Here is a 16,350-nt window from a genome sequence, read left to right on the forward strand (position 1 = left end):
GTGGCTCGTTTTACATATGAAGGGCGAGATTCGAAAGCGATTCGTCGTGGTACGGTGACGGCTACGAATAAACGCGATGCAGCGATTAAGTTAAAAAGCCAAGGTATTCGCGTAGTAAGTTTAGTTGAGCAAAAGGAAACCGTGTTGACGAAAGATATAACTATCGGTAGTCCGGTTAAGCGGGATCAACTGATTATGTTTTTGCGTCAGTTTTCTACTCTTCTTCAAGCGGGAGTTACGATTGTGGATGCGGTGAGGATTTTGTCCGCGCAAGTAGAACAGGCTTCATTTCGGAAAATCTTGACTTCGATTCAGGAAGATTTACGAACAGGAACACCGTTGTCGATAGCTTTTGGAAAACATCCTAAAGTTTTTGAACCATTAATATTGAATATGGTGGCGGCTGGGGAAGTTTCAGGAACTGTGGATGAATCATTGGAACAACTGGCTGAGCATTTCGAGAAAGCGTATCGTACGAGACAGAAAGTTACTTCGGCTATGGCGTATCCAGTTGTAGTAGGGATAATAGCTATCGCGGTAGTCATTTTCCTTTTATGGTTCGTCGTACCGATGTTTGTTGATATGTTCGATAGTATTGGTGGACAATTGCCTTGGCTAACTCGTGCAGTAATGGCAGCGAGTGATTGGATTGGAAATTACTGGTATCTACTTCTTCTTATTGTTTCGGTGATTATCGCAGGCTATGTATTAGTTCGTAACAATCCAAAAGGGAAGTACATTTTAGATACTATCTTATTGAGATTGCCTATATTCGGTAGCATTGCTCAAAAGTCTTCACTCGCTATGATGACTCGTACATTAAGCTCTATGTTCTCTAGCTCAGTACCCATTCTACAAGCCCTAACCATGACAGAAAAAGTAGTTGGAAATGAAGTCATTTCAAAAGTAATTGGTGAGTCTAGAGTATCAATGGAACGTGGCGGATCTTTAACGGAGCCTATGTTAAACCACTGGGCATTTCCTCCGCTAATCCCACATATGATTGCGATAGGAGAAGAAACTGGTTCTTTGGACTCCATGTTGGCTAAAGTAGCAGATTTCTATGAGAAAGAAGTAGAAGCCGCTACAGACCGCTTAAAAGCTTTAATAGAGCCTTTGATGATCGTTTTCTTGGCAGCCATAGTCGGGACTATAGTTTTGGCAATCATGTTGCCGATGTTTAGTATGTTTGAGCAGATAGATAGTTTGTAACAGAAATAACAAATGTTATGGATAAAATTAAGTTAATTCAATAAAACTAGTGTTATTATCCTATTAGTTCTGATATACTATATTCATAGAGTAAGGAAAAACAAGAGGAGGAAATTATATGAAAAAGTTTATGCAAAAGAAATTAAATCAAAAAGGTTTGACGCTTGTCGAGCTACTAGCTGTTATTGTTATTTTGGGGATTATCGCTGCGATCGCGGTGCCGGCTATTGGGAATATTATTACGAATTCTAAGGTTAATGCTATGAAAGCTGACGGACAGAATATACTAGCTGCTGCTCAGATGTACTTTGCAGAAAATGGAGAGAAAACAGCTGAACTTGTGGATTTAACTGGTGGAGGATTTTTAAATGATGTTGGTGGAATTACAGAAGCGACTGTTAGTAAGGTTGATGGTGGAAATACACTAACTGGAGTTGCCACAACAAAAGGTGTTACTGTAACTTTCACAAATGCCACTTCAAAAATGATTACTGATGCAGATGTGAAAGCTGACGCTGCTCCAGTAGCTATAAGTAGATAATTCTTTTAAATCAATAAAAATGAATTACGATTTATAATAAGAGACTTTGGAGATGTTTTTCCAGAGTCTCTTTTCTCTATCAATCTTCCCTTCTCCCATACCATTTGCTATACTTACACATAACTAGTAACTAAGAAAGAACTATATTATACCCTTGCTGTTACTCGTCTGGAAGGAGTTCGTTCATGTCTATACTATCCAATATAAAAAGTCCGCTTTCCAAACTATCCATCCCTACATTCGGTCGGAAGAAGCGTATACATTCGTTAACTCTTGACGACGATGCGATCCGTTATGTACGCATTAAGTCACGTCATCCGATTGTGTTGGATGTGGCGAAAGAGTTGCCGCTTCCTGAACACACCATCATGGACGGCCGAATAGCCGAAGAAGACATGCTACGGGATGTTTTGACGGAAGCTGTGAAAGATTGGAATCTTACGAAGCGTGATGTGGCGTTTTTGGCGCCCGATACATATGTCATTATCCGTCGTGTTGCCTATCCTGAAACGGTGGATCATGAGGATTTGAAAAGTCATTTTTTCATAGAGATTGGCTCGACAATTTATTTGCCGTTTGATGACCCGGTGTTTGATGTGGTTCCGTATACCGCCAATGATGCGCAAAATGAAGCGATTTTGATTGCGTCGAAGGAAAGTATTATGCAGACGTATGAATATGTGTTGGAGTCAGTGAAGTTGAATCCCGTTGTGGCGGATATTGCGCCGCTTTCTCTTTATCGATTGGCTCATCATGAACATCAATTTGAAGGGTCGGAACATATTTTACTTGCGGATTTGCATGGGCGGAATTTAACTGTGTCGATTTTCTATAATCATTTCCCTTTATTCATCCGCTCCATGGAACTCGAAGTGCCGCTCAGTATGACGACGGGTGAAGTACTTGAGCAACAGATTGAGCCGATGACGATTGTGATGGAGCTTGAGAAACTAGCAAACTTCTACCGATTTAATTTGGCTGAAACAGATTCAGCGATTACCCATTTAATATGGAACAGTACATATACACAACAAGAAGAATTATTGCAGATGGTACGGGAGCGGTTAGCAATTGACGCGATTCCCTTAGTGAAAGAGCCGATAAGTTGTGTGGATGGTACAGCGATTACTGCCGACTTCCATCGAGTAATTGGTCTCGCGCTGAAGGAAGAGGTGTAGTACGCGTATGTTAGTTGATATAAATCTACTACCGGAGAAGATCAAGGAGCGGGCTACTTTTTTGTGGATTGCCATTGCGATTCTTTTGGTAGCCATCATTAGTTGGGTGGTTCTATATATGATGGCTGCGAAAAATGACGAAGAAGCCCAGAGATTACAGCAGTCTACATATGAAATACAGAAACAACAAGAAAGCATAACGTCCCAGTTGCGTCTGTCTGCCTTCGGTCAAGAAAAAGAACAATTGGCCGCCACAGTGGATTTCCTAAAAGCGTACCAATATAAAACGCATCCTCTTATAGAAGATCTTTCGAGAGCATTGCCTGATCGTGGGTTCTTCCAAGAGTTAACGTTCACTGCACCTAACGAAGTGACGTTGAAAATTCAGTTTGATGATCTGATGGAACCTGCGCTCTATTTAACTCGAATGAAAGCATCGTCGCTAGTAATTGATGCGACGTTCGAAGGAATCGAGACAGAAAAACTGGATGTGGAAGAACGTGAAAATGTCTTGCCTAGATATTTCGCTACATACTTCATTCAGTTCGTAGACGACCGCGCGTTACCAGGTACCGATGCAGACGTAGACCCCGATGCGATTGAAGAGCCGCAAGAGGAAACGCCACCTGCTGAAGAGCAGCCAACAGAACCTGCACCGGAAGAACCACAGCCACCTGTAGATGCTGACTCGGAAGGGGGCGATACGGTTGAATAAGTATCTAACTAAACGTCAGATGGAGATTGGTTTGGTTGTATTGGTCTCCATTTTCCTTATTGCACTTGTCTATTACACGGTGACAAACATCTACTTGCCGGCGAAAGACAGCAAGGATCAGATGACTGCGCAGTTGGCTTCAGAACGTGATGTTTTATTTTCGATGCAAAAGCAATTGGCGAATAAAGATCCGAATGAAACGGTCACCTCGGCACCGCTTCAAAAAGTCGTGCCTGTTATTCCACTGGAGGATGCGTTGCTCATTCGTCTCGAGAAGGCGGAAGTGAAATCCAATAGTCGAATTGAAGAAATCAATTTTTCGAAAGAAGTATTCGACATGGAACTATTGCCGGAATCGGTACAAAACTTGGAAACGATCTTGATGGAAGTGACGCTCGTTGCGGATACATATAAGCAAGTCGATACGTTCATCTATGAAATCGAAGAAATGATTCGGATTATGAATGTAGAGACGATTCAATTCGAAGCGACAGCTGAGAAAACGGAAGAAGAATCGGATATCGGTGAAATGAAAGTCGTGATTTCATTTAATGCGTATTTCCGTCCTGATCTCGTCAATTTACAAAATGAGGCGCCGAAAGTGGATGCGCCGCCACCTGCATTGAAGTTTGATCCAACGACGATCAATAAAATGACAGGTACCGAGAAAGCGGAGTAAGGAGGCAGTTCATGGAATGGCTCTATAGTGTGTTTTTCTTCCTCTATGGCATTACGTTCGGCTCGTTTTTTAACGTAGTCGGACTGCGTGTGCCGCTGAAGGAGTCCATCGTCTCGCCTCCTTCGCACTGTACGACGTGTGATCGGAATTTGACGGCGGTCGACTTAGCGCCGGTATTCTCTTACGTGTTTTTGCGTGGGAAGTGCAGAGGCTGTAAAGAGAAGATCAGTGCGCTTTATCCCACGATGGAGCTGATTACAGGTGTGCTGTTCGTTTGTGCGTACTTGTATTTTGGACTCCAGTGGGAACTGGTTGTGGCGTTGTTGTTTATCTCGATGCTTGTTATTTTAACGGTATCCGATCTTAAGTATATGTTGATTCCGAATAAAATTTTATTACCGTTTGGTATTGCGATATTCATTCTGCGTTTTGTTAGTCCACTGACACCTTGGTGGGATAGTTTGCTTGGGGCGGCGGTCGGTTTCGGTATATTGTTGCTGATTGCGATTGTGTCGAACGGCGGCATGGGTGGCGGCGATATAAAATTATTTTTCGTCATCGGCTTAGTTCTCGGTACGGTACAGACGTTAGTGACGCTGTTTCTTGCTTCATTCATTGGTGCGATTGTCGGTCTTATTTTCTTGAAAAAGACGAAGCAAGGACGTAAAACACCTGTGCCATTCGGTCCTTCGATTGCGGCCGCTGCACTCATTGCGTATTTCTACGGCGCGCAGCTTGTCAGTTGGTATACGGGTTTGTTGAACTAAATCGGTAAATGTTTATGGACGAGACGACAACAGTCTCGTCTTTTTTTGCGTTCGTTTTGGTAAGGTGGAAGAAAACTAGTGGAGTGATGGAATGAATTTCCGCAGGACGTATTCAAAGAACATTGTCATTCGGGCGTTGATACAAGGTGTGGCGATCGGCTTGGTCGCCGTGCTCGTGATCGGGCTGACGATTTCGAGTACAGGAGGTAAAAAAGACAAGGCAGATAAGGCGGTAGCGACGAATGGGCCGAAGACGGAAGAGAAGGCAGGTGCCGCGGAAGACGGGGAGACGATGTTCGTCAAGCAGCATGGTGTGTTTTCGAGTCAAGAAGCAGCGACTGATTTCGTCGCGGAGAATCCGGGTCTTACGACTACGGCGATCGTGCCAGCTGGTGGTCAGTTTTACGTTTGGGGAGCGGCATGGTTGAAAGAAAGTGACGTCGTCTTGAAAGAAGGCGAAGACGCGTTCAAGAAGAGAATCACTGTCGTACCAGGCACTTGCAAGTCTGCGGACGCCGGAGAAGTGAAAAAAGCGTTGTTCGCAGAGGATTTATCGAAAATTGAATTGTCTGCGAAGGGGAAAGACGCGAAAAAGGATGGGGACTTCGCGAAGAAAGTGGCCGCCATCACTGCGTTTACACAGGATTCTTCTATTGCAAGACTGCATTTATTGGCACACTATTCGAACCAAGATCCGTGCTTCAAAATTCAATTTTGAGCCGAAATACGGGGAAGAATTGAATTTTGCCCTTTTTTCAAATCGCCTGCAATAGCGTACACTATGAAAAAGGGGGTTGTTCCAATGAAATTTACAAGTATAAAACCTATCGTTCTCGCTTCTTCTTCGCCGAGACGTAAAGAACTATTGCAGTTGGCAGGAATTGATTTTACGGTGAGACCGAGTGATGTTGATGAGGATGTGCCGTTCACGCCTGAAGAACCGTATGAATATGCGGTGCGTTTATCGGAGCGAAAGGCGCATGCGGTATTTGAGTCACAAGAGGAGATCATCATTGCGGCGGATACGATTGTGGTAAGAGAAGGCAAAGTATTCCCGAAGCCTGAAGACGATCAGCAAGCTATCGATTTCTTAATGGAGTTATCTGGAGAGTTACATGAAGTAATTACTGGTGTGACGATCCTTGCGAAGGGCAAGACAATCCAGTTTTCCGGTTTATCGCAAGTGAAGTTCAGAAAACTGGACGAAGAACTCGTTCGTGCATATGTGAAATCAGGTGACGCTTCGGATAAAGCAGGAGCGTATGGCATCCAGACGCAAGGGATGTTGTTTGTGGAAAATATGGTAGGCGATTATCAAAACATTGTCGGGTTGCCGGTCAGTGATCTGGTCAATCGGATGCGTGGGGAAGGGTTGCTGATTTTAGAAGGCGGTGACACGTAATGCCACTTGATTTGGCACCGCAGATGATGATCCGCGATGTGCATATCGCTGACAGGCCCCGCGAACGGCTGATTCGGGAAGGGGCAGGCAATTTATCCAATCAAGAATTATTGGCGATCTTGTTGCGTACAGGCTCACGTTCAGAGTCTGTATTAGTGCTTGCGAACCGTGTGTTGTCAACAATTGACCGTTTGCAGGATTTGAAAGAGTTGACAGTCGATGAGATGACAAAGATTAAAGGAATCGGTGAAGCGAAGGCGGTGCAGTTGCTTGCGGCAGCGGAACTTGGCAAGCGTTTGTATCGGACAGCACCGCATGAACGGTATAAGATTCGTTCACCGGAAGATGCTGCGAATTATTTGATGACGGATATGTCGTCGTTGAATCAAGAACATTTCGTAGTGTTGTTTTTAAATGTAAAAAATGAAGTACTACATAAGCAGACGATTTTCATTGGCAGTTTGAATTCTTCCATCGTGCATCCGCGTGAAGTGTTTCGAGAAGCGTTTAAACGTTCGGCTGCATCAATGATTATTTCCCATAATCATCCGAGCGGTGACACCACGCCTTCGAGGGAAGATATCGAGGTGACGAAACGCCTCATGGAAGCGGGGCAGATCATGGGTGTGGACGTGCTTGATCATATTATCATCGGGGATCAGAAATTCATTAGTTTAAAAGACAAAGGATACATCTAAAAGCAAGAATCGTGTCGGAAAAAGTGAGGGGACTGGGAAATCAGTCTCTTTTTTGCTATTTTTCGCAAACTAGCTATGTGACGCTGTAAATTAAGTTACCTTTCCGTTATAATGTGGTGTATGCTTTTAACAACACCGATGACGGTTTTTGTAGAAGGGGAGAATTGACTTGTTTGGTTTCAGATCACGAAACGTAGGAATTGACTTGGGAACAGCCAATACTCTAGTTTTCATTAAAGATAAAGGTATTGTGCTAAGGGAGCCATCTGTCGTAGCGAAAAATACGACGACTGGTGAAATCGTTGCAGTAGGCAGTGAAGCACATGCGATGATCGGACGTACTCCGAGCTCAGTCGTGGCTATTCGCCCGATGCGAGAAGGAGTTATTGCAGATTTTGAAACAACAACGGATATGATTCGTCATTATTTAAAAGAAGCGTTAAAGTCAACTGGCACTTCTTGGACGAAGCCGACTGTGATGGTTTGTGTGCCTTACGGTATTACGTCAGTCGAACAGCGTGCAGTGACAGATGCTGCAATTCAGGCGGGTGCAAAAGCTGCGTATACGATTGAAGAGCCATTTGCGGCTGCGATTGGTGCGGATTTACCTGTATGGGAACCAACCGGCAGTATGGTCGTCGATATAGGTGGAGGAACAACAGAAGTTGCTATTATTTCGCTCGGCGGTATTGTAACGAGCACATCGATCCGTGTAGGTGGAGATTCCATGGATACGGCTATCATAACGTACATCCGTAAAGAATATAAATTGATGATCGGTGAACGTACAGCTGAAAACATCAAAATGCAAATCGGTTCGGCGTTTGATTTGGATAAAACCGAAAAAATGGATATTCACGGCCGTGACTTGTTGACGGGTCTGCCGAAAACGATGGAGATTAATTCACAGGAAATCACGAAAGCATTGCGTGAGCCTATGGATTTGATTATTGAAGGTATGCGGAAGACGCTTGAGCAGACACCACCTGAATTGGCGTCAGACGTCATGGAGCGTGGAATTGTCTTAACAGGTGGCGGTTCATTACTTCGTAACCTTGATAAAGCGATTTCCGAAGAAACTAAAATGCCTGCATTCGTTGCAGAAAACACGCTCGACTGTGTCGTGATTGGAACAGGTAAAGCGCTGGATAATTTAGAACTGATCAAGAAGATTCAGTCATAATACTAATTGGAGGAGATGTAGGCAATGCCGCGTTTTTTTTCCAATAAACGATTAATCATTTTATTAGTAGGAGTAATCGTCCTAGTGGCATTAATTGCATTTTCACTTCGTGACCGAAATCATGCAAATGTACCGGAACAAGCAGTGAAAGATGTCGTAGGTTTCGGGCAGTCGCTCGTTACGAAACCAGCCCACTTTGTGACGGGACTCATTGAGAATATTGATACGATGCTTAATACATACGAAGAAAACAAACGATTAAAAGAGCGTCTGGAAACGTATGCCGCTATGGAAGCGGAGTTAGTAGATGTGAAAGCGAATAATGTGAAGTTGCGGGGAATTATTGATAAACAAGAGGACCTGCGTGCATTTGAGCCGATCCAGTCTACGGTGATCTCGCGTAATCCCGATCAATGGGAAGAGAAGGTCATCATCGATAAAGGAACGACGTCTGGAGTGGGCGTCAATATGGCGGTCATGACAGCGCAAGGATTGATCGGGAAAGTGATTCTATCGACTCCTTTTACGTCTACAGTTGAATTGATTTCAACGGAAAATAGTGCTTTCCGTGTGGCGGCAATGGTTGTAGGTGAAGAGGAAATGTTCGGTTTGATCGAAGGATATGATCGAGCTTCCCGACAATTGATCATGAAGCGGATTGATTCGAGCTTTAAAGTAAAAAAAGGAATGCAAGTGACGTCTTCTGGTCTCGGAGGAATCTTCCCGAAAGGTATTTTAATAGGGGAAGTAACTGAAGTTTCTACGGATGACTTTGGTCTGACGAAATTAGCGTATATCAAACCGGCAGCAAGCTTCTCGCAACTCGATCATGTGATGATTGCGAAGCGGACGATGACGGTTGTGGATGGTACGGACGGAGGCAACTCCGCGGATGCTAAAGGGGACGATGAATCATGATCCGATTCATCATTCCTGTGATTGCTGGACTCTTGTTTTTCCTGGAACCGATTTTCAGTCTGTTTTCACCGATTGAAATAAGCGGAGATTTGTATATTTTGGTGCCAAGGTTCGTAATCGTCTATTTAATTTTCATTGCGACGTATTATAATAGCAAGCGAGCGATTATTTACGGATTTATCCTTGGACTGTTGTATGATATGTATCATATTGATATTATTGGATTATACACATTCATGTATCCGCTGATTTGTTACGTTGCTGCGTTAGTAATTCGACAAATTGAGCGTCATACGGTGACAGTTATGGTATTATCATTAGTAATGATTGTGTTACTGGAATTGTTGTCGTACTTTTTTGCTAGTGTGATTGCGTTGACTTTTATTGATTTCGGTGAATTTTTCACGCATCGACTAGTTCCGACAATGATTGCGAACTCATTATTCATCGTAATGTTCGGTTATCTATTCAAACAGATTACAGAAAAAAGATTTTTTCAAAAGCAAGCAGGTTTTTAAGTATTGTGAGGTGATGTAGGTGACGAAATCACAGTTGATAACGATAAAAGGTACAAAAGACGGCTTAGTTTTACGATTGGATGATCATTGCGCATTTTCCGATTTACTAGGTGAGTTGAAAGAAAAAGTACAGAGCAGTGTGCTTGAAGGTGTGTCTGAAGTGCAGTTGCATCTAGGGCATCGTTATTGTGACGAGAAAGACATGAACAAAATTCAATCGGTCATTCATACTTCCCCTCATTTGCGAGTTTCGAAGGTACATAGTGACGTCATTTCGTTAAAAGAGTGTGAGAGAAAGTTGATCGAGAAGCAGTCCGAAACCTATATAGGAATCGTTCGATCGGGTCAAGTCGTAAAGGCTGATGGCGATTTGGTTATTATCGGTGATGTCAATCAGAGTGGGCAAGTCATTGCAGGCGGCAGTATTTATGTACTCGGTCGTGTCAAAGGCATTGCACATGCGGGCGCACAAGGCAATAAAGACGCAGTCATTGCTGCATCTTGGCTGGAGGCGACGCATCTGAAAATTGCGGATAAGATCGAGATCATGACCGACGAATTGACGGTTCTTTCTGAGCAACCTGAAATGGAATGTGCGTATCTTCAAAAGAATGGGCAGATTGCGATAGACCGTCTTCAGGAGCTCCGATATTTACGTCCGGACCTTGCTACATTTAAGGGAGGTATATAATTTGGGAGAAGCAATTGTTATTACTTCTGGTAAAGGTGGCGTTGGTAAAACAACAACGTCAGCCAATCTAGGCACCGCTCTTGCGTTACAAGGGAAAAAAGTGTGTTTAATCGATACAGATATCGGTCTGCGTAACTTGGACGTTATTCTTGGCTTAGAAAACCGGATCATTTATGATTTGGTCGATGTGGTGGAAGAGCGTTGTAAAGTACACCAGGCTCTTGTGAAGGACAAGCGTTTCGAAGATCGACTGTTCTTGCTGCCAGCAGCACAGACGACAGATAAGAGTGCCGTGAATCCGGAACAGATGAAGAAGCTCGTTTTGGAATTAAAGCAAGATTATGATTATGTCTTGATTGACTGCCCAGCAGGAATCGAACAAGGTTTCAAAAACGCTATTTCTGGTGCGGATCGCGCAATTGTCGTGACGACTCCAGAAATTTCCGCTGTACGTGACGCAGACCGAATTATTGGACTGCTAGAAGCGGAAGAAGGATTGGAACCGCCAAAATTGATTATCAATCGTATTAGAAGCGGCATGATGGAAAGCGGCGAAACATTAGATGTCAATGAAATCACGACGCATTTGTCGATTGATCTACTCGGTATCGTAATGGACGACCAAAACGTTATTTCTGCTTCAAATAAAGGTGAACCTGTCGTGATGGACCCGACAAACCCTGCAGCAATAGGCTATCGTAACATTGCCCGACGCATCTTAGGTGAGTCTGTGCCATTGATGACGATGGAGAAAAGTAAATCAGGATTCTTCGGTAAAATCAAAAACATGTTCGGCAAATAATACAATCGTAAAACTCAGTGCCTTTAATGGTACTGAGTTTTTTTTCATTCGTCATTTAATTCTCCTTCTTTTCATACACTGCAGGTAAGGGAGGGGACGTGATGAAATGGAAAACAAAATGGATCATCGCTATTGTGCTGATGGTATCTGTTGTAGGTTTATCAAAACTTGAAGAACGCCAGCTAGTTAATATACCGATAACGCAATATGTAACGACTGGAAAAGACTTTGTGGTGATGAAGAAGTGGGTTTCTTCTTGGATGGCAGATGATGAAGTCATCACGGTATCGGGGGATTCCGTATTTAATCCGTTTGAGACGTATGAATCGTTCCAACCTTATCAGGACGGTGCCATTATCTCGTATACTCAACCGATGTCGATTACGTCGCAAGGAAGTGGGCTAGTCGTCTTCACGGGCTACACAAGGCAGTCAGGCAAGACGGTTACCGTTCAGTACGATAACGGCGACGAAGTGACGTATGGATTCGTAGGGTCGTTCTCGACGCTTCCTTACACAGCTGTGAAGCTTGGGGATGAGATTGCGATGATGGACGAGGAAGCGGTGTACATCCGCGTGAAACGCAATGGGATTCCGCTCGAGCCTACAGTACTCGCAACGTATATGTCGGACGGTCAGCAATGAAGTACCGTATTCATCCGGTATTATTACCGATCTTTTTATTTTTCATGATCGTCGGTGGTGTGTCATTGTACGCAATGCTCTTATTCTCTTTACTTTTTCATGAAGTAGGACACGTATTGGCCGCACGACACGTCGGAATGAAAATTAGGAGTTGTACTATTTTACCGTATGGAGGGGAATTGCAATTTGTTAATCGGCAGCTGGCAAGTAAACGGCAACGGCTGATCGTGGCGCTCGGTGGACCTGTCGCGACAGCCGTTCTGTTACTACTTGGCACGTATTTGTCATTTCCGGGAGAAGCGCAGTTCGTGAAGATTCAACTGATCTTACTGAGCGTCAATTTATTACCTATCTTGCCACTTGATGGCGGACAAGTCGTCTCGGTTTTACTTGAAACGGAAGAAACAAAATATACCACGCGCTCAAACTTCTTACTGTATTCCATCATTGCGTCCGCATCACTTTGTGTGTTCTTCATTGCCTACTTGCCAGCCAGTTTGCCGCTCGTTATCATTACGTCGTTTTTAGCGGTTCAAAATATTATTTCGTATCGTTTTAGGAGGTATGAGCGAGTCTTTGAACAACTGACTAGAAAAGAGACTTCCTTCTTTTAAAAGATTGTGGGAATAATGCTTGACCTATTGTTTTCTATGTGATAATATTTTACTGTTATTGATTGTAGCACCCGTGCTACAACCGCACTGAACAGGTTCAAGTATTCGCTGGTCGAATCACCTGTCAAGGCGAGTCTGTATAAATTGAGGAGGTGCAAGTATGTACGCAATTATTGAAACTGGTGGAAAACAAATCAAAGTTGAAGCGGGCCAAGAAATCTTCATTGAGAAGATTGCTGGTGAAGCTGATGAAGTGGTAACTTTTGACAAGGTGCTAATGGTGGGCGGAGATGACGTTAAAGTCGGTGCTCCATTCGTAGAAGGCGCAACTGTAACAGGTAAAGTTGTCAAGCAAGGCCGCGCAAAGAAAATTGTTGTTTTCAAATATAAGGCGAAGAAAAACTATCGCAAAAAGCAAGGACACCGTCAGCCATACACGAAAATCGTTATTGACGGAATCAATCTGTAATCCGGCATGATACATGTCAGAATTATAAAAGAGCCTTCTGGGCGCATCTCAGTCTTTGAGATGGATGGTCATGCAAACTTTGCAGAACACGGACAAGATCTAGTTTGTGCTGGTGCTTCTGCCGTATCATTTGGTGCGGTGAATGCCATTATGCAATTGACTTCGATCGAACCTGATGTCGAGCAAGGGACGGATGGCGGATACTTACGTGTGGCGTTTCCGGTAACGGAACAAGATGCTGAAGTTCAGCTGCTCCTGAATGCTATGATTATTTCTTTACAAACGATTGAATTAGACTATGCAGATTTTATAAAATTATCCTTTGAAAAGTAGGAGGTGGCAGCTATGTTACGTTTGGATCTTCAGTTTTTCGCATCGAAAAAAGGAGTAGGTTCTACTAAGAACGGTCGTGACTCACATTCGAAACGTCTTGGCGCTAAGCGCGCAGATGGACAGCATGTTTCAGGTGGATCAATCCTTTATCGCCAGCGCGGAACAAAAATTCACCCAGGTGAAAACGTTGGTCGCGGTGGAGATGATACTCTATTCGCAAAAGTTGACGGCGTCGTTCGTTTTGAACGTCTTGGCCGCGACAAAAAGAAAGTCAGTGTCTACCCAGCAGCAACTCAAGAAGCTTAATTGGATAGCATGACCCTGTGAAAAAGGACTGCACTCGTTGCAGTCCTTTTTCTGTGTTTTGAGATGGTTGTTAGATTAGTTCTTGGCCTTATGAGCGGATAACGCGTGTCTATGAGCGCTTGTGGCGTGGGATAGAGCGATTAGTGGGTGTCTATGATCACTCACCGCTTTCTAAGAGCGGCTACGGGAGTTTATAGAGCGCTTAGGCATGAACTATGAGCGAACAGCAATTCATTGTAACGTTCAGACACATATTCTAAGCGATTTTGACTACGGCGAAGATTTTTTTAGTGATTTGCGCGTGAAAATGCTATACTAAGAAGTACGAAAACAGCTGGCGGTGAAAAAATGGGGAAGAATGAGCTAAATGTGTCGCAAGCAGTGAAATTTAGTCGACACGATCACATGAACGATCTGCAATTGATCCTTATGAATATCGATATGGGGAAATATACAGAAGCGCGAAATTGCATCCTTGAGAAAACAGCAGACATGCAACGTGAGGCATTGCTTCAGAAATTATGCATGCCGCTTACTGAGGAATGGATTACGACACTAGCGTGGCGCTATCCGGCTTTGATGGTGCAACTGTATTGTGAGATTACGGAAAAAATTGATTCAAGTGAAATTGACGAAGTGTTGGTCGATTACTTGGAGCAAGTAGTGCTGGCTGTGGAATCAAAAATTCAGCGCTACGCAGATTGTCCCGTGACACTAGAAGTCACGACAGACACTGCATCTTGGAGTATTCAATTGACATTTACCGAGCTGTACGCGAAGCAACTAGACATCCCAGAACATTCATCACAGCTTACGGTCGAAGTCCACGGTGAACCGAATCAATGGACGTTTACTATCAGTGGACAATTAGGAGGATTATAAATTATGTTTGTGGATCACGTTAAAGTATTTGTAAAAGGTGGCGACGGTGGCGATGGTATGGTTTCGTTCCGTCGTGAAAAATATATAGCCAATGGTGGACCATCCGGTGGTGATGGTGGAAAAGGCGCAGACGTTATCTTTATCGTTGATGAAGGATTACGTACGCTAATGGATTTCCGATATCAGCGTCATTTTAAAGCTGAACGAGGCGAACACGGTCAGAGTAAAAACATGCACGGTCGTAGCGGTAAAAGTATGATCGTTAAAGTTCCCCCTGGTACAGTCGTTAAGGATGCCGAAACTGAAACGATTATTGCGGACTTGGTCGAACATGGCCAACAAGCGGTCATCGTGCGTGGAGGACGTGGAGGACGCGGTAACAGCCGTTTCGTTACGCCACAGAACACGGCACCGGAACTTTCTGAAAAAGGTGAACCGGGTGTTAGTAAAGATATCGTGCTTGAATTAAAAGTTCTTGCTGACGTGGGTCTTGTTGGATTCCCAAGTGTTGGGAAATCAACGTTATTATCAGTCGTTTCTTCAGCGAAGCCTAAGATTGCGGATTATCACTTTACTACATTAGTACCGAATCTCGGTATGATCGAGACAGATGATCACCGCACATTCGTTATGGCAGATTTGCCTGGATTGATTGAAGGTGCGCATCAAGGAGTTGGACTAGGACATCAGTTCTTGCGTCACATCGAACGTACGCGTGTTATCGTACACGTTATCGATATGTCAGGACTTGAAGGCCGTGAGCCATACGAGGATTACCAGACAATCAATAAAGAACTTGAGCAGTACAATATGCGTTTGACTGAACGTCCACAGATTATTGTGGCGAATAAAATGGATATGCCGGATGCGCAAGAGAATCTGGAAACGTTTAAAGAAGCACTTGGTGATGAAGAGATTCAAGTGTTCCCGATTTCTGCATTGACGAGAACGGGCTTGGATCCATTGCTGTATGCGATTTTAGATCTGCTTGAAACGACACCGGAATTCCCGATGTTGACGGATATGGATGAAGAAGAAGCAAGTAACTCTGTATTGTATAAACACGAATCGACTGGACCTGATTTCATTATTTCACGTGACGATGATGGCGCGTTTATGTTGTCTGGTTATACATTAGAGCGTTTGTTCCAGATGACGGACTTCAACTTCGATCAATCAGTACGCAAGTTCGCTCGTCAGATGCGTGGTATGGGAATCGACGATGCATTGCGTGAGCGTGGTGCGAAAAACGGTGATATCGTTCGTATCATGAGCTACGAGTTCGAGTTCTTGGAATAAGGAATGGCTCGTTTTGGGGGGAGCAAAATGGAACAAATCGGGGAAGGTCAGTTTTATTTAGTCCGCGAAGATGTATTGACCGAGTCAATGCAAAAAATGCTGGAAGCTAAACGAATGATGGCAAGAGGCGAAGTGACGACGATCCAGGAAGCAACTAAACGGGTCGGTCTGTCACGGAGCGCCTTTTATAAATATCGTGATGCCGTGTTCCCGTTCGAATCCATCGCGCGGGACCGGATTTTGACGATCTTTATTCAACTGGAAGATTTGAAAGGCTCGCTGGCTGTGCTTTTGGAAGTCGTGTCAGAAGCGAAATGTAATGTGTTGACGATTCACCAGACGATTCCTGTCCAGGGGCGCGCCAACATTACGTTATCGCTGGATGTAACGGAGATGGAAATTAAAGTAGAAGCATTTTTACAGCGTCTCAAAGCACCTCGATTTATTGATTCTGTTGATTTAATCAGTTCAGGGGTTTTCTGACCTCTTAAACCAGTGG

Annotated in this window: 22 protein-coding genes and 1 other annotated feature; all 22 genes read left to right on the plus strand. The window is 43.9% G+C overall.

Annotated features, from left to right (window positions below):
• Complete coding sequence (locus tag CSV69_RS03870) at window positions 1-1,212, plus strand: type II secretion system F family protein (RefSeq protein WP_099692755.1); 1,212 nt, start codon at window positions 1-3, stop codon at window positions 1,210-1,212.
• Between the two features lie 118 nt (window positions 1,213-1,330).
• Window positions 1,331-1,753: a type IV pilin protein gene (locus tag CSV69_RS03875; protein WP_099692756.1), complete on the plus strand. Its 423-nt coding sequence runs from the start codon at window positions 1,331-1,333 to the stop codon at window positions 1,751-1,753.
• Window positions 1,754-1,938: 185 nt separating this feature from the next.
• Window positions 1,939-2,931: a type IV pilus biogenesis protein PilM gene (pilM, locus tag CSV69_RS03880; protein ID WP_099692757.1), complete on the plus strand. Its 993-nt coding sequence runs from the start codon at window positions 1,939-1,941 to the stop codon at window positions 2,929-2,931.
• A 7-nt stretch (window positions 2,932-2,938) separates the two neighbouring features.
• A complete protein-coding gene (locus tag CSV69_RS03885; protein WP_085426406.1) occupies window positions 2,939-3,646 on the plus strand; it encodes a PilN domain-containing protein in 708 nt (235 codons plus the stop codon).
• Window positions 3,639-4,325 carry a hypothetical protein gene (locus CSV69_RS03890; RefSeq protein WP_099692758.1) on the plus strand — a complete coding sequence of 229 codons (687 nt, stop codon included), beginning with the start codon at window positions 3,639-3,641 and terminating at the stop codon, window positions 4,323-4,325. Before CSV69_RS03885 ends, CSV69_RS03890 begins: the two co-directional genes overlap by 8 nt.
• Window positions 4,326-4,336: 11 nt before the next feature.
• A complete protein-coding gene (locus CSV69_RS03895; protein WP_099692759.1) occupies window positions 4,337-5,092 on the plus strand; it encodes a prepilin peptidase in 756 nt (251 codons plus the stop codon).
• Between the two features lie 91 nt (window positions 5,093-5,183).
• A complete protein-coding gene (locus tag CSV69_RS03900) occupies window positions 5,184-5,810 on the plus strand; it encodes a hypothetical protein (protein ID WP_085426403.1) in 627 nt (208 codons plus the stop codon).
• An 84-nt stretch (window positions 5,811-5,894) separates the two neighbouring features.
• Entirely contained in the window at window positions 5,895-6,494 is a 600-nt protein-coding gene (locus CSV69_RS03905; RefSeq protein ID WP_158232601.1) for a Maf family protein, read from the plus strand.
• The gene (gene radC, locus CSV69_RS03910; protein WP_085426401.1) at window positions 6,494-7,192 is read left to right on the plus strand and encodes a RadC family protein; all 699 of its coding nucleotides are present in this window, start codon (window positions 6,494-6,496) and stop codon (window positions 7,190-7,192) included. Before CSV69_RS03905 ends, radC begins: the two co-directional genes overlap by 1 nt.
• 169 nt (window positions 7,193-7,361) lie before the next feature.
• Window positions 7,362-8,375, plus strand: a complete 1,014-nt coding sequence (locus CSV69_RS03915) for a rod shape-determining protein (RefSeq protein WP_085426400.1) — start codon at window positions 7,362-7,364, stop codon at window positions 8,373-8,375.
• Window positions 8,376-8,399: 24 nt separating this feature from the next.
• A complete protein-coding gene (mreC, locus tag CSV69_RS03920; RefSeq protein WP_085426399.1) occupies window positions 8,400-9,293 on the plus strand; it encodes a rod shape-determining protein MreC in 894 nt (297 codons plus the stop codon).
• Complete coding sequence (mreD, locus tag CSV69_RS03925; protein ID WP_085426398.1) at window positions 9,290-9,811, plus strand: rod shape-determining protein MreD; 522 nt, start codon at window positions 9,290-9,292, stop codon at window positions 9,809-9,811. Before mreC ends, mreD begins: the two co-directional genes overlap by 4 nt.
• A 19-nt stretch (window positions 9,812-9,830) precedes the next feature.
• Window positions 9,831-10,502: a septum site-determining protein MinC gene (gene minC / locus CSV69_RS03930; protein WP_085426397.1), complete on the plus strand. Its 672-nt coding sequence runs from the start codon at window positions 9,831-9,833 to the stop codon at window positions 10,500-10,502.
• A 1-nt stretch (window position 10,503) separates the two neighbouring features.
• A complete protein-coding gene (gene minD, locus CSV69_RS03935; protein ID WP_085426396.1) occupies window positions 10,504-11,304 on the plus strand; it encodes a septum site-determining protein MinD in 801 nt (266 codons plus the stop codon).
• 101 nt (window positions 11,305-11,405) lie between these two features.
• On the plus strand, window positions 11,406-11,948 hold the full coding sequence (locus tag CSV69_RS03940; RefSeq protein WP_085426395.1) for a peptidoglycan DD-metalloendopeptidase family protein: 543 nt from the start codon (window positions 11,406-11,408) through the stop codon (window positions 11,946-11,948).
• Window positions 11,945-12,562 (plus strand): metalloprotease, encoded by a 618-nt coding sequence (locus tag CSV69_RS03945; RefSeq protein ID WP_085426394.1) that lies wholly within the window; start codon window positions 11,945-11,947, stop codon window positions 12,560-12,562. Before CSV69_RS03940 ends, CSV69_RS03945 begins: the two co-directional genes overlap by 4 nt.
• A gap of 70 nt (window positions 12,563-12,632) precedes the next feature.
• Window positions 12,633-12,709, plus strand: a sequence feature (ribosomal protein L21 leader region).
• Between the two features lie 13 nt (window positions 12,710-12,722).
• Window positions 12,723-13,031 carry a 50S ribosomal protein L21 gene (gene rplU, locus CSV69_RS03950; RefSeq protein ID WP_085131022.1) on the plus strand — a complete coding sequence of 103 codons (309 nt, stop codon included), beginning with the start codon at window positions 12,723-12,725 and terminating at the stop codon, window positions 13,029-13,031.
• A gap of 6 nt (window positions 13,032-13,037) precedes the next feature.
• Window positions 13,038-13,364: a ribosomal-processing cysteine protease Prp gene (locus CSV69_RS03955; RefSeq protein WP_085426393.1), complete on the plus strand. Its 327-nt coding sequence runs from the start codon at window positions 13,038-13,040 to the stop codon at window positions 13,362-13,364.
• Between the two features lie 12 nt (window positions 13,365-13,376).
• A complete protein-coding gene (gene rpmA / locus CSV69_RS03960; RefSeq protein WP_085426392.1) occupies window positions 13,377-13,670 on the plus strand; it encodes a 50S ribosomal protein L27 in 294 nt (97 codons plus the stop codon).
• 348 nt (window positions 13,671-14,018) lie between these two features.
• Entirely contained in the window at window positions 14,019-14,552 is a 534-nt protein-coding gene (locus tag CSV69_RS03965) for a Spo0B domain-containing protein (protein WP_085426391.1), read from the plus strand.
• 3 nt (window positions 14,553-14,555) lie between these two features.
• Entirely contained in the window at window positions 14,556-15,851 is a 1,296-nt protein-coding gene (gene obgE / locus CSV69_RS03970; RefSeq protein ID WP_085426390.1) for a GTPase ObgE, read from the plus strand.
• Window positions 15,852-15,878: 27 nt separating this feature from the next.
• Window positions 15,879-16,334: an ACT domain-containing protein gene (locus CSV69_RS03975; protein WP_029053700.1), complete on the plus strand. Its 456-nt coding sequence runs from the start codon at window positions 15,879-15,881 to the stop codon at window positions 16,332-16,334.
• Window positions 16,335-16,350: the final 16 nt, after the last annotated feature.

This window comes from Sporosarcina sp. P26b (genome assembly GCF_002743245.1).
In the GTDB taxonomy this organism is placed as follows: Bacteria; Bacillota; Bacilli; order Bacillales_A; family Planococcaceae; genus Sporosarcina; species Sporosarcina ureae_C.

Excerpts from the sequence above, each read along its gene's own strand:
- CSV69_RS03875 (WP_099692756.1), top strand. The coding sequence starts at position 1,331 with ATGAAAAAGTTTATGCAAAAGAAATTAAATCAAAAAGGTTTGACGCTT.
- pilM (WP_099692757.1), top strand. The coding sequence starts at position 1,939 with ATGTCTATACTATCCAATATAAAAAGTCCGCTTTCCAAACTATCCATC.
- CSV69_RS03885 (WP_085426406.1), top strand. The coding sequence starts at position 2,939 with ATGTTAGTTGATATAAATCTACTACCGGAGAAGATCAAGGAGCGGGCT.
- CSV69_RS03895 (WP_099692759.1), top strand. The coding sequence starts at position 4,337 with ATGGAATGGCTCTATAGTGTGTTTTTCTTCCTCTATGGCATTACGTTC.
- CSV69_RS03900 (WP_085426403.1), top strand. The coding sequence starts at position 5,184 with ATGAATTTCCGCAGGACGTATTCAAAGAACATTGTCATTCGGGCGTTG.
- CSV69_RS03905 (WP_158232601.1), top strand. The coding sequence starts at position 5,895 with ATGAAATTTACAAGTATAAAACCTATCGTTCTCGCTTCTTCTTCGCCG.
- radC (WP_085426401.1), top strand. The coding sequence starts at position 6,494 with ATGCCACTTGATTTGGCACCGCAGATGATGATCCGCGATGTGCATATC.
- mreC (WP_085426399.1), top strand. The coding sequence starts at position 8,400 with ATGCCGCGTTTTTTTTCCAATAAACGATTAATCATTTTATTAGTAGGA.
- mreD (WP_085426398.1), top strand. The coding sequence starts at position 9,290 with ATGATCCGATTCATCATTCCTGTGATTGCTGGACTCTTGTTTTTCCTG.
- CSV69_RS03940 (WP_085426395.1), top strand. The coding sequence starts at position 11,406 with ATGAAATGGAAAACAAAATGGATCATCGCTATTGTGCTGATGGTATCT.
- CSV69_RS03945 (WP_085426394.1), top strand. The coding sequence starts at position 11,945 with ATGAAGTACCGTATTCATCCGGTATTATTACCGATCTTTTTATTTTTC.
- rplU (WP_085131022.1), top strand. The coding sequence starts at position 12,723 with ATGTACGCAATTATTGAAACTGGTGGAAAACAAATCAAAGTTGAAGCG.
- CSV69_RS03955 (WP_085426393.1), top strand. The coding sequence starts at position 13,038 with ATGATACATGTCAGAATTATAAAAGAGCCTTCTGGGCGCATCTCAGTC.
- rpmA (WP_085426392.1), top strand. The coding sequence starts at position 13,377 with ATGTTACGTTTGGATCTTCAGTTTTTCGCATCGAAAAAAGGAGTAGGT.
- CSV69_RS03965 (WP_085426391.1), top strand. The coding sequence starts at position 14,019 with ATGGGGAAGAATGAGCTAAATGTGTCGCAAGCAGTGAAATTTAGTCGA.
- obgE (WP_085426390.1), top strand. The coding sequence starts at position 14,556 with ATGTTTGTGGATCACGTTAAAGTATTTGTAAAAGGTGGCGACGGTGGC.
- CSV69_RS03975 (WP_029053700.1), top strand. The coding sequence starts at position 15,879 with ATGGAACAAATCGGGGAAGGTCAGTTTTATTTAGTCCGCGAAGATGTA.